Source organism: Geomonas silvestris, assembly GCF_014193515.1.
Lineage (GTDB): Bacteria > Desulfobacterota > Desulfuromonadia > Geobacterales > Geobacteraceae > Geomonas > Geomonas silvestris.
Map to the genome: position 1 here is coordinate 210,880 of NZ_BLXX01000008.1, position 12,054 is coordinate 222,933.

Genomic DNA, 12,054 nt, shown 5'->3' on the forward strand with positions numbered 1-12,054 from the left:
GGGGATCCGGGTCAGAAGGCCCAGGCGGCTTTGCCGTAGACCGTGCGCTCCACCTGGTGCCTGGCGACCGAGAGATCGGACACCGATTCCAGGTGCCGCTCCTCGAGCAGGTTCTGCCCGACCAGCGAGAGCTCGAGGCCGGGGAGCGCCCGCCAGGCCAGGCGGAGGTCCATGGTGAGGTAGGCAGGGATTTGGACGCTACCGGTCAGTAACGGGTAGCTGTTGCGGCCGGCGTACCGGGCCCAGAGATCGAGGTCGATATCCCTCCCCAGGTTCACTTGGGAGCGCAGGGTCCCCTGGTGGGCGGGCGTGGCGCGGTTCGCCAGGCTGTTGTCGGCACCGGCTCCGGAAAACTCGATGAAGGAGTACCCTCCCTTGAGCTTCCACCAGGCCGCCGGCTGCCACTGCAGGGCCAGCTCCACCCCGCTGCTGTCGTAATCGTTCAGGTTGGCAAGGTTGAGCGGGAGCGTGATCTGGCTGCCGTCGCGAAACGGCGCCCCCTGGCGCGGCGCGATGATCCCGCGGTACTGGTTGTAAAACGAGGAAAGGTCCGCGGCAAAGGTGTCGGTGAGATCGGCCCGGAAGCCGATTTCGTAGGAAATGAGCGATTCGGGGTCCAGCTGCCGGTTCCCCGTGGCGATGACTACCGTCGGCAAGGGGACCGTCGGGGTGGGTGGGACGGTCTGAATCCCGCGCCGGGCGTCCTGCTCGCCGCGCGACGGTGTGCGGGTGGAGCGGGTCACCGCGCCCCAGACGCTGTACCCCCGGGTCGGTGTCCAGAGAAGCCGTGCCGAGGGTTGCACCCCCCAGCCGGTGAACTCGGTGTACTCGAGCTTGCTCCCGGCCACAAGGCGCAGCGTCTCGGGGACCAGGGTTATCTCGTCCTGCAGGAACAGGTTCAAAAGGTGCTGGGAGCGGCTTGGCGGATCGAGCAGGAAGAGGTTCCTGGTGCCATCGACCCTGTCGTGCAGGAAGCGGTAGCCCGCCCCCCAGGTGATCTCGTGGATCCGGGCCACCTGGAGGTTGTGCTGCAGATCGAGGTCGAGGGTGTCGCGCGCCTCGGAGACGAGGGCGTTGTCCCGGTCGGTCCGGTCGTAGTAGAGCTGGAGCGAAAACCGGGAAGACGGGCCCTGCAGCCAATCGGCGCGGGTCAGGAGGTTCGCGCCATAGAGTTCCGCGGTCTGCGGCAGCGTGACGCTGTAGGGGCGGGTCAAGGTCGGCATGGTGAAGGCCTTCCCCGCACTGCCGCCGTAGAAATCGCCCTGCACGGTGAGATGCAGGTCGTTGTGCGGCACGCTGTCGATCCGGAAGCCCCCCCGGGTCATCTCCTGGTCGTCGCTCACCGCCGGAGTGCCGGCCGCGGCGCTCTCCCCGCGGTTGAGGTACTTCAGGTAGAGACGGTACGAGCTGCTGTCGCCAATGCCCGAGCCGTAGCGCAGCGCGGCGGTCCCGCGCTCCCGGCTGCCGGCCAGGCCGGTGACCAGAGCGCCGGCTGTGTCGCGGGCGTCCTTGGTGATGATGCTGATGACGCCGTTTACCGCGTTGCCTCCCCACATGGTGCTGCCCGAGCCCCTGATCACCTCGATCCGGTCGATATCTTCCAGCACCAGGTCCTGGACGTCCCAGTACACGCCGCCGTAGAGAGGGGTGTACACCGAGCGGCCGTCGATGAGCACCAGGAGCTTGTTTGCGAAGGTGCCGTTGAAGCCGCGGATGGAAACGGCCCAGGTATTGCCGTCGATGCTGGCGACCTGGACCCCGGGAACCATGCGCAAAAGGTCGGGGAGCGTGGTGGCACCCGAGCGGCGGATGTCTTCCTGGTTGATGACGAAGACGGCCGAGGTGACGTCGGAGAGCGTCTGGCTCTTGCGGGCGGGGGAAAAGAGTCTGACCTGCAGCAACTGTTCGAGGCTCAGATCGGGGAGCGCCTGGTCGGGTGCGGCGGCAGCCCCCTCGACGGCGGTCTCGGTTGCGGTGGCGGGAAGCGGGAGGGAAAACGGGGAACAGCAGCAGGAAACGAAGACAAAAGCAACCCACAGCTGTTTTAAACGGCTCCGGTAATGGTAAGAGAGGCCGGACACTGCCATTAATGCTCCACGCGAAACCGCTGCTGATCTATTTCAGGTTGGAGGCGAGTCGAACTGTGCCAGTATCAATCCGACAGATACATCATCGTCGGCACTGGCCGCTAACCTATGACAGTATTAGGCAGTTGTAAAGAGATTTCGCAGTGCGGCTGATTGGTGAGAGCGGAGCCTTGCCCGCCGCCGGTCCGGCGAAAAAAGGTGCACCACGGGCGCCGGGTCTCGGCAGCCTGCCGGCACCCTCAATCGGCATCGACGATGCCTTCCCTGATGGCATAGCGCACCAGGTTCGCCATGTTGACGATGTTCAGTTTTTTCATCAGGTTGAGCCGGTAGCTCTCCACGGTTTTGGCGGAGATCCCCAGGTGCGCGGCGACCTCCTTGGTGCAGTTCCCCTCCGCCAGGAGGCGCAGCACCTCGTTCTCGCGGCGGGAGAGCTGGTTCTCGGCTTTGGCGGGCACCGGCTGCGGCTCCGCCGGAGGGGTGGTGATCAGCTCGATGAGGGAGGAACTGATGGTGGGGCTTAGGTGGTGCTTGCCGCCGACCACGTCGTGGATCGCCTGGATCAGGTCGGTGTGGGTACAGCTTTTGGAGAGAAAGCCGCTGGCTCCCGCCACCAGGGCGGCGGATACGTACTCCTTGGTGGTGTGCATGGAGAGGATGATGACCCGGGTCCCGGGGCTTTCCCTGGTAATCCTGCGTGCAGCTTCGATCCCCGTAAGACTCGGCATGGATATGTCCACGATGGCCACGTCGGGGGAGAGGGACGCGGCCAGTTCAGCGGCAGCCGCACCGTCGTCGGTCTCGGCAATCACCTGAAAATCCTCCTCCTGGCAGAGCAGGTTTTTCAGCCCGGTGCGGAAGATGGTGTGGTCGTCGGCGAGTAGCAGGCGGATCATAGGGTCTCCTTGGCGCTCTTTGTGGCGGGCCAGAGCGTGATTTCGATGGTCGTCCCGGCACCCGGCGCGGATTTAACGGTCAGGGTCCCCCCCAGGTAGTTGACCCGCTGCCGGATACTGGGGAGCCCGAACCCTTCCCGGCACCGTTCCGGATCAAACCCCTTGCCGTCGTCCTGAAGGTTCAAAACCAGGCGTTCGTCGTCCTGGAACAACAGGCAGGAAACCGTGGATGCCTCGGCATGCTTCCCCGCGTTGATCAGGAGTTCGCGGCAGAACTGGTACATGGCGACCGCGACCTCTTCGCCGAGCGGCTTCTTGTCCCGGGCCCAGGTGTTGAAGACGAAGTTGTAGCCGAACTTCTGCTCCAGCTTCTCCCCCAGGAAACCGATGGCCGATTCGAGCCCCAGGTCGTAGAGCAGAGGAGAGCTGAGGTCGAAGCAGAGATCGCGCAGGTCCTGGATCGAGTATTCGAGGATCGACTTCAGTTCCTGCAGCACCGGATGATCGGCGATCTCGCCCTTGTCGAGGACCGATTCCAGGTTCAGTTTCCCGATGGCAAGCCCCTGCACCACCTGGTCGTGCAGCGCCTGCGCGATGCGGCGCCGTTCACGTTCCTCGGAGAGGTTCAGCTCCGCGGTCAGTTTTTTGAGTTCCTCGACCGACTGTTCCAGCTGCTGGCGCAACTGCCGCTCGTGGGTCACCTCGCGGTTTGTCCCCTTAAGCCCGAGGATGGCCTGCTCCGGCCCGGTCACCAGGTGCCCTTCGTGGCGTATCCAGGCGGTGCCGCCATCCCGGCGCCTGATCCGGTATTCTTGCGGCGGCCCCTGGCGGTACTGCCCGAGGTCGGACGGGTAAAACGGCGGGGTGTCCTCCGGGTGCACGATGCGCACGAAGAGCTCGGGATCTGCCAGGAACTCCTCGTCCCGATAGCCCGTTATGGCCTGGCAGGAGGGGGACATGTAGATGAACCTGCCGTCGGGACCGACCCAGAACTCCCAGGCGGCGGTCTGGTCGGCGAGCGTATCGGAGTTCTTCTGGCCGTCGCGCAGCGGGCTTACCTCGGTCAAGGTCATCAAGCAGAGGTTGCCGGGTTCGCGCACCCGGGCCTGCACCTGCACGTGGACCGTCTGCTGCGCCGCGGTGCACAGGGCGAGCTCGCAGCTGATCGGCTCCGCCGGTTCGGCGTAGAGCTGCTTCAGCAGTGCGAGAAGTAGCGGGCGGCAATCCTCCTGTACAAACTCGCTGAAGGGGAGTTGCACCAGGTGCAGGCGATGCACACCCAAAAGCTCAGCGGTCGCGTAGCTGCTCTTGAGGACCCTCCCCTCGGTATCGAGGACCAGGTAGCTGATGGGGACGTGGGTGTGCAGCATGGCTGTTATTCCGGCGGGACCTCCCGGACGTGCCGGAGCCCGCAAGGCGGCGTTTTCCTCGTTCCGGTTCAGCGAGCCGAACCAGGAGTCGGAGCAGGTTTCGTCCCGGCGGCCATGGCGGCACATTCGTCGCGGGCCGCCCCGGACGGGGGACCTGGGGAAGCAGCGGGACGGCCTTCCTTGTCGGCGGCACGCCCCCCTCACCAGGCAGGACCGGTCCCCTCGAGCTGCCCTCACTACGAGCCGCAGGGGACCTTAGAGTCTTTTTAGCCTGTTCTGCGATCATTTACCAGTGATTTCGTGATCTTGGGGAAAAGAGACCTGGCGGTGCCGCCAACTATGCATCAGATGCCGCAAATCTCTTATACAGAGAATTCCTTAGTCCTAAGGAAAATCCGCGTGTTGGTCTCCTCGGACGACGCGGCGCCACATGAAAACCGTGCGGGTACCTCGCGTGGTGCAGCGAACAAGACCTTCTTCTCATGTGAGGTAGACCGAGTCGGGTTGAAAAAGAAGCCCAAAAGCAGCCGCATCAAGCACCGCGCAGGGAACAGGTTTACTTGGTTCGGCATTCCGGCGTTGGATGCCGTCGGGGAGAACCATTTGTGGTACGATCGCAAAAAAGTTTAGGCAAACACGAGGTGGGTCAGTACGATCCTAAAAAAGTTTGTATCGACGCGAGGCGATTGTTCCGATTCCAAAAACGTTTGTACCAACATAAGGGTGGTTCGTACGATTTCAAAAAAGTTTGTACCAACAGGGGGGTGGTTCGTACAATTTCAAAAAAGTTTGTACCAACGTGTGGTCGATTGGTACCATTTCAAAAACGTTTGTACCGACAAAGGGTCGATTAGTACGATTCCAAAAACGTTTTTACCAACAGAGGGGTAGTTCGTACGATTACAAAAAAGTTTGTACCAACGTGTGGTCGATTGGTACGATTTCAAAAACGTTTGTACCAACAAAGGGTCGGTTAGTACGATTCCAAAAATGTTTGTACCAACAGAGGGGTAGTTCGTACGATTTCAAAAAAGTTTGTACCAACGTGTGGGCGATTGGTACGATTTCAAAAACGTTTGTACCGACAAAGGGTCGATTAGTACGATTCCAAAAACGGTTGTACCAACAAGGGGGCGATAAGAACGATTCCCAAAAGTTGACACCATCGCGGAAAGTACAACAAAAAAGCCGCCCCCTGTCGCTGCGACAGGAGGCGGCTTTTACGCTTTACAGATCTCGTATTCGAATTTAGGTCCTCATCAAAGAACTGGCTATAACTGAGCATCACCGGTGGCTGGCATGCCAGAGCCTGGAGTCCGAAAAGAACAGCGGAGCGCCGTATTTCTCCTTCCCGAACTCCGCGATGATGCGCTGCCCCTTTGCCGGGTCGGTCAGCCAGGCCACAAACTGCAAAGCCTCAGCGTGGTGGACAGTCGGGAACTTCTTGGGGTTCACCGGGATGAGCGAGATGCGGTTCAAGAGCACCTCGTCACCTTCGACCAGCACCACCAGCTTGATGGCGTCCTTGAGGGAGTGATAGGTCGCCCGATCGATGACCGTGTAGGCCCCCCGCTGGTCGGTGTAGCGCAGGGTCGGAACGTTCCCCTCGTTCCCTTTCTCATAAACGGAGTACCAAGGCGCGCCGGGAATTACTCCGGTTCCTTTCCAGAGCTCAAGCTCCGCCACGTGGGTCCCGGACTTGTCGCCGCGGCTGACGAAAGGCGACTGACGGACGGCAAGCTGCTTCAGGGCTTCCTTGGCGCTCTTCATCCCCTTTATGCCAGCCGGATCCGCGGCCGGTCCCACGATGACGAAGTCGTTGTACATGAGGGGGATCCGCTCGGTACCGAACCCTTCCTTGACGAACGCTTCCTCGAGCGATTTAGCGTGTACCAGCGCCAGGTCGACGCTCCCCTTTTTCGCGATCTGCAGCGCCTCGCCTGTCCCGGCGCCGACGTGGCGCACCTGGATGCCGGTCTCCTTCTCGAAGGCGTCCTCGAGTACCGGCACAATGCCGGCATCGATGGGGCCGATGGTGCTCGCCATGAGCAGGAAGCCCTGATCGGCGCGGGCCTGGGAACTCCAAAACGCCAAGCTCAACAGTACAAGCGTTATTCCCGGCAGTAGCAGTTTCATAGATACCCTCCTTGAGAAATATCACGGTGGCTGGCTCTAGTATTTCAGCCGAACCTCTTGGGTTGCCTGCAATCCGTATCAATCCACCCGTTCTCCGTGCAGCAGCGACCAGTGGCGCAGGTTGCCGGGAAGATTGCTGCCGAAAAACCCGAAGAGCAACACCGCGGTAAGCACCGGCAACGCCAAATCGTGCTGGAAATGCACCAGGGCCAAAAGCCCCACGTGCACGAGCGCGAGCACTCCGCGCACCTGGTAGGGCCAGTGCCGGCTCTGCCAGATCCCGGAAAAGACCAGGGAACCGCCGGTGGCGATGGCCAGGGTGTGCCAGATATCCAGGCGGATGAAGGGGATCCCCAGCACCATCCCACCGAAGAGCACGCTGGTGGTCCCGACATGCCAGTAACGCAGCACGAGGTCGATGGCTTTGGAGAGTTTGGAGCGCTTCTTCTTGCGCGGCGCTTCGCTTTCCATGGCTACCCTCTTTTCTTCTGTGGATTAGTTACCGCTTCACCGCAACGCTCAGGTACCCTGCTCCGCCCGCCCCGGTTCCGGTCGCCACCACCAGATTTTTAAAATAAGAGAACTGGCCGTGGTAGCTCGTGTCGGCACCGGAGCTGAGTTTCCCCTGCGCGTCGAGTCCCAAGGCGAAGGGCGCCGGAGCAGTAGTGCTGCCGTCGGAGGCAAGGTAGCCGGAGAACGAGGCGTTGCCGGCGCTCCCTACCGTCTCGGTTGCCACGGCCCAGCCCGGTAGCGCCCCGGCGCTTGCCGCGAGGTAGGTGTAGCTTCCGGCCAGATCGCCAAGCTGGTAGTTCGTCCCCGTAGCGATAGTCGGCGGATGCACGAGCTGGATGATCCGCAGCAGGTAGGCGCCACGGCTGTCGGTCGCGGTTCCCACGATGGTCATCTTGTCCGCGGACATTACCGCATCGGTTAAAAGTGCCGCCGGTTGCGGGGTGACGCCTGCTTTCGGCGACTCGGAGATAAGCCCGTCGGCCGTGATGGTCATGCCGACCACCTTGGAGCCGGCCCCGGGAAGCACCTTGGCGCTTTGCGCTCCGATCGAGCTGTAGGTCTCCGCCTGATCCCGGCCGACCTGGAAGTTGCCCCACTCCCATTCGCTTACCGCGCCGCTGGAGATCTGGTGATAGACAACGAGCAGCGGCCCCGCGCCCGACTGGCCGGTCCCCTGGATGTCGGTGGCGGCGAAGGTGATCCCCGGCACCATCTTTTGCAGCACCACCATGAGCTGCCCCGAGGCGGTCGTGCCGGTGCCGACCAAAAGGTCGCGGAAGATGTTTTCGGAGAGGACGCCGTGGAAGCCTGCGGCCGCGCCGTCCTGCGAAACGGTGCCGTCCGAGGCGATGCTCATGGTGCTGAATAGATCGTTGGGAGCGGTAGTGCCGCCCGCGCTGTCCAGGAATGAGGCGACCGAAACCGCGCCGGAGGCGTCGATGTTCACGCTGCCGCGCATCCACTTCGCGCCGGAGCCGGAGATGAGTGCGTTGAAGCGCCAGGTCCCCACCAGGTCGGCCGGCAGGAAGATCCCGGCTGATGACGGCGCGGCGGACACCTCGCCGGAGAGCGGGCTGGAGCCTTTCGAGTTGCGGGCCACGACACGGAAGTAATAGGTCGTGCCGTTTTGCAGCCCCGTCACATCGGCGAAGGATCCGCAGGAATTCGGGATACTGGAGCTGGAGGTGGTCACGCCGGGCGAGCTCGCGTAGTAGATGTCATACGCCGTGGCGTTGGACGGCTGGGACCAGCTCACGCGAACGACCCCGTTTCCGGCGGTGGCTACCACGTCAGGGGCAGCAGGGACGCCGGGATCGTAACGCCAGGGAGAGGCGCCGCAGCCCCAAAGCCCCAGCGCGAGCGCTGTCAGGATAAGTATCTGGGCGATGATTTTTCCGCCGTGCTTCATCGTTTGGTTCCTCCAGAGGTGGTTCCTGCCGCGGGTTGCGGCAGCGCGCGTTTAGAGACGGAACTCCACGCCGCCGTAGACGAACCTGCCCGGCTGGGGGAAGCCGTAGCTGGTCTCGTAGTTCTGATCGAAGAGGTTGTCGGCCCCGACATAGAGGTTCGCCTTGCCGCCCCAGACCTGCTGGTTCAGCTTCAGGTTCACCAGGGTGTAGTCGTTCAGCTTCGCCTTCTGCACCGGCTGCACGTTGTTCTTGGTGTAGGCGTACTGGTTCCCGACGTAGCGCACCGAGGCGTAGGGGGTGAAACCGCAGGCGCAGTCGTACTTCCCTTCCAGGACGATCACGTGCTCCGGGGTGTACTGCTGCTCCTCCCGGCCGGCCCGGGAACGGTCCTCGGAGTGCAGGTACGAGTAGCTGCCGCGCAGCAAAAGGTTCTTAACGGCACGGTTGGCAACAGAGAGTTCCGCTCCGGCGAAGCGCACCTCGGCAAGGTTCACCTTCCTGCCGACGTCCTGGTTGGTCTGCACCAGGTTCTCGACCGTGGTGTAGAAACCGGTAAGCGCAGCCGTGGTTTCCAGGGGGAGTTTCTGATCCACTCCAGCCTCGTAGGTGTGGGAGCGTTCCGGCAAAAGCTGAGGGTTGCCGTTGTTGAATGTGTCGTAGAGATCCCCAAGAGACGGGAAGCGCACGTTGCGCTTGAAGGAGGCCTTCAGACGCGTCGCCGCTGTGAGATCGTAGCTGGCCCCGAAGAGCGCGCTGTAATCGTCAAGGGTCACTTCGCTTCTCGCCTGCCAGTAGTGGCCGTAGCCGGCGACCAGGTTGAGCCCGGGCAGCGGCGAAAATTCGTACTCGATACCAGCGGAGTAGATCTGCTGTTCGGGGTGCTCGGTGTCTGCCGTGCCGATGATGGTGTAGGTATCCCAGGCGTCGTTTTCGGCCGAGAGCGACAGCGCGAGCGAGCCCGCAGGACCGAAATCGTATTTGGGCTGCAGCGTGACACCGGTGATGGTGGATATTGCCTTCTGCTGCAGGTTCACGGCAGCGTAGTCGCGGCTGCCGTACTGGTTCTGCAGTTCGTCGTGTTGGGTGAACCACGTCCAGCCCCTCAGGTTGAGGTGCTGGGTCGCAGCGTACTCGCCCGCCAGCTGCAGCGACAGGGTCGAGTAGTCCTGAACCCGCTGAAATTTCGTAGTGTTGGCAAAGAGGTCGGCGCTGTCGTTGATAGCAGTCGCCGGCTTGCCGTAGGAGCCTTGCGCATAGTTGACGGTGAGCCCCAGGGCGAGGTCCTGGTTCGGGGTGAACCCGACGGTCCCCAATAGGCTGTTGCGCTCATGGTCGCTGTTTTTCCGGTAACCGGAGCCCTGCTCGACGGTCGGCCGGAAATCGTCGGAAAGCGGGAAGCCGTCCACCTTTTGGGCGTTACCGCTGAAGAAGTAGTTGAAGCGATCGCTCGCGCCGGAGACGGAGGCCTTCGCCTGGTACGGCTCGTGATCGCCCGTTTCGACGCCGACCATCCCCTGGGTGCGCTGCATCCCCTTCTTGGTGATGATGTTGATGACGCCACCCAATCCACCCTGCCCGTAGAGGATCGAACTCGCGCCGGAAGTCATTTTGATCTCGGCGATGTTTTCCGTGGAGATCGCGGTCGGATCGAACTGCTGGTCGAACGCGGAGTTCAACGGGATGCCGTCCAGCAAAAGAACCACGTGCCGGGTCTTGAAGCCCCTGATATCGATGCGCGGCACCCCTTCTCCGCCGTTGCGGATGTTGACGCCCGGCAAAAGTGCGATCGCTTCATCGAGGGTCCTGGCGCCGCTGGTCTCGATGTCCTTCGCAGTCACCATGCGCACCGTTTCGGTGGCCTGAACCCCTTCGCCGGGTGCCGAGACCACGATCTCGCCCAGGTTGTAGCGGTCGGAGGTGGAGTCTTCTGGCTGTGCGGCAAACGCAGGGCTTCCAAGCAACGGGAGTAGGTTGAGAATGGCGAGGGTCGACAGGAGTGGCTTCTGTTTCATGTTTGCACCGGAAATAGAGGTGCTGCAGAGACCGGAGCTTCGTCCCTGCAGCACCAGGATTAGAAATTCAGTTACTGGATCAGGGCCGCCTTCGCGTTGGTCTGCGGTTGGCCTTCGCCAGCCGAGTTGGAGGCCGTGACAACAAACCAGTAGTTGAGGCCGGACGTCAGACCGGTCACCACGTACGGCGAAGTGACGTTGGTTATTGCGTTGTTTGCTGCTTTGACGGTGCTACCGGCAACCTGCGGAGAGGCGGGAGCCTGCAGGTAGTAAATGGTGTACGAAGTCGCGTTGCTCACCGCCCCCCAGGTGATGGTCGCCTGTCCGGAGCCTGCGGTGGCAGTAACCGCGGAAGGATTGGTCGGGATCTGAACCGGGACCGCAGGGGTCGTCGTTTTGATTGCCGAGAGTTGGCTTTCCCCGCCGAGATTGACAGCGGTCACGGCGAAGTAGTAGGCGGTACCGTTGGTAAGACCGTTGATAACCTGGCCGTTGGTGGCGCCGGTGATCTTTTGCAGAACGTTAGTCGTAGTCGTGAAGGTCGCAGAAGTCGAGATGTAGATGTTATAGGAGACGGCGTCGGTTGCGTTTGTCCAGCTCACCGTCGCCGTGGTATCTCCGGGTGACACCGATATCCCTTTCACCTGGGCGGGCGCAGCCGGGACCGGTATCGCGCTGACCTCGTTTGACACCGGGCTCTCTCCACCGCCGTTGACGGCGGTCACCACGAAATAATAGGTAGTGCCGTTGGTAAGGCCGGTGACCGTGCTCGGCCCGGCGAGGTTGGCGACTTTGGTTCCGGTAGCGGTCGTGACACCGGCGCTGGTGCCGTAGTAGACGTTGTAGCTGATGGCAGTGCTCACCGGGGTCCAGTTAAGGGCGACCTGCTGATCGCCGGCGCTTGCAGACACGCCCGTGAGTGCCGCAGGTGCGGCAGTGGTGCTTGAACTGCCGCAGCCAGCCATGGCCAGCACGAACAGGGCGAGGCAGAATGCCGCCAGAATTCCATTCCATTTCTTCAAGTGCTTCATCGTTCCTCCTAGGGTTAGGCAGGTTAAGGTTGAGATTAAGGTCGAAAAACCAGCCCCTCAGTTAGCCTGCCATTGGTTGAGAAATAACCTGCCAGATCAACTTTTCCTGAATTTCAAAGACTCTCGACACAATTACCAAGCGCTACGGTTGACCTTGCGTCCCCCCGTTTCAAAAAGGTTCCTCGGGAAATTCCTGGGAAGAACCACCTTTAGACGACAACAGGGCTAGTAGGCTCCCCCCTTTGGAAAAGGGGGGTCGGGGGGGATTCGGTTTGCGCCAACCTTATGACCCACTCTCAAAGGATGTCCAAGGCAGCAGATGACGAATGATCTGCTCGATTTCTCCGCTTGCAAGAAAAGACGAATCCCCCCTGCCCCCCCTTTTCCAAAGGGGGGAACGTGAGATCAGCCGCAGCGCTACATGGAAAGGTGCTCTAAGTTTCCCAGGAACTCTCTGGAATTGCCCCGATTTCGTGGACAGTCGGTTAAGCGGCTAGGTTGAGTTGATCGACCTCGAACGGGGTCCGATACCCCAGCGAGGAATGAATCCGTTTGCGGTTGTAGAACCGCTCGATGTAGTCAAAGATGCTTTGCCGAGCC

General features: G+C 61.6%; 9 protein-coding genes. All 9 read right to left on the bottom strand.

Translation table 11 applies throughout. The annotated features are described in order from the left end of the window. Positions 1–11 precede the first annotated feature (11 nt). A complete protein-coding gene (locus GMST_RS14025; protein WP_183355306.1) occupies positions 12–2,087 on the bottom strand; it encodes a TonB-dependent receptor plug domain-containing protein in 2,076 nt (691 codons plus the stop codon). 239 nt (positions 2,088–2,326) lie between these two features. Next, the gene (locus GMST_RS14030; protein WP_183355307.1) at positions 2,327–2,983 is read right to left on the bottom strand and encodes a response regulator; all 657 of its coding nucleotides are present in this window, start codon (positions 2,981–2,983) and stop codon (positions 2,327–2,329) included. Further along, the gene (locus GMST_RS14035; protein WP_183355308.1) at positions 2,980–4,353 is read right to left on the bottom strand and encodes a PAS domain-containing sensor histidine kinase; all 1,374 of its coding nucleotides are present in this window, start codon (positions 4,351–4,353) and stop codon (positions 2,980–2,982) included. The genes GMST_RS14030 and GMST_RS14035 overlap by 4 nt, the downstream gene beginning before the upstream one ends. Positions 4,354–5,637: 1,284 nt before the next feature. After that, on the bottom strand, positions 5,638–6,489 hold the full coding sequence (locus tag GMST_RS14040) for an ABC transporter substrate-binding protein (protein WP_183355309.1): 852 nt from the start codon (positions 6,487–6,489) through the stop codon (positions 5,638–5,640). A gap of 78 nt (positions 6,490–6,567) precedes the next feature. Next, positions 6,568–6,960: a hypothetical protein gene (locus GMST_RS14045; RefSeq protein WP_183355310.1), complete on the bottom strand. Its 393-nt coding sequence runs from the start codon at positions 6,958–6,960 to the stop codon at positions 6,568–6,570. A gap of 28 nt (positions 6,961–6,988) precedes the next feature. Further along, positions 6,989–8,410, bottom strand: coding sequence for a fibronectin type III domain-containing protein (locus GMST_RS14050; RefSeq protein ID WP_183355311.1), 1,422 nt, complete (start codon positions 8,408–8,410; stop codon positions 6,989–6,991). A gap of 51 nt (positions 8,411–8,461) precedes the next feature. Further along, positions 8,462–10,423 carry a TonB-dependent receptor plug domain-containing protein gene (locus GMST_RS14055; protein ID WP_183355312.1) on the bottom strand — a complete coding sequence of 654 codons (1,962 nt, stop codon included), beginning with the start codon at positions 10,421–10,423 and terminating at the stop codon, positions 8,462–8,464. A gap of 71 nt (positions 10,424–10,494) precedes the next feature. Then, positions 10,495–11,454 carry a fibronectin type III domain-containing protein gene (locus GMST_RS14060; RefSeq protein ID WP_183355313.1) on the bottom strand — a complete coding sequence of 320 codons (960 nt, stop codon included), beginning with the start codon at positions 11,452–11,454 and terminating at the stop codon, positions 10,495–10,497. A gap of 485 nt (positions 11,455–11,939) precedes the next feature. Next, the coding region (locus GMST_RS14065; RefSeq protein ID WP_183355314.1) for an IS3 family transposase at positions 11,940–12,054 on the bottom strand (115 nt) is incomplete at its 5' end.

Excerpts from the sequence above, each read along its gene's own strand:
- GMST_RS14025 (WP_183355306.1), bottom strand. The coding sequence starts at position 2,087 with ATGGCAGTGTCCGGCCTCTCTTACCATTACCGGAGCCGTTTAAAACAG.
- GMST_RS14030 (WP_183355307.1), bottom strand. The coding sequence starts at position 2,983 with ATGATCCGCCTGCTACTCGCCGACGACCACACCATCTTCCGCACCGGG.
- GMST_RS14035 (WP_183355308.1), bottom strand. The coding sequence starts at position 4,353 with ATGCTGCACACCCACGTCCCCATCAGCTACCTGGTCCTCGATACCGAG.
- GMST_RS14040 (WP_183355309.1), bottom strand. The coding sequence starts at position 6,489 with ATGAAACTGCTACTGCCGGGAATAACGCTTGTACTGTTGAGCTTGGCG.
- GMST_RS14045 (WP_183355310.1), bottom strand. The coding sequence starts at position 6,960 with ATGGAAAGCGAAGCGCCGCGCAAGAAGAAGCGCTCCAAACTCTCCAAA.
- GMST_RS14050 (WP_183355311.1), bottom strand. The coding sequence starts at position 8,410 with ATGAAGCACGGCGGAAAAATCATCGCCCAGATACTTATCCTGACAGCG.
- GMST_RS14055 (WP_183355312.1), bottom strand. The coding sequence starts at position 10,423 with ATGAAACAGAAGCCACTCCTGTCGACCCTCGCCATTCTCAACCTACTC.
- GMST_RS14060 (WP_183355313.1), bottom strand. The coding sequence starts at position 11,454 with ATGAAGCACTTGAAGAAATGGAATGGAATTCTGGCGGCATTCTGCCTC.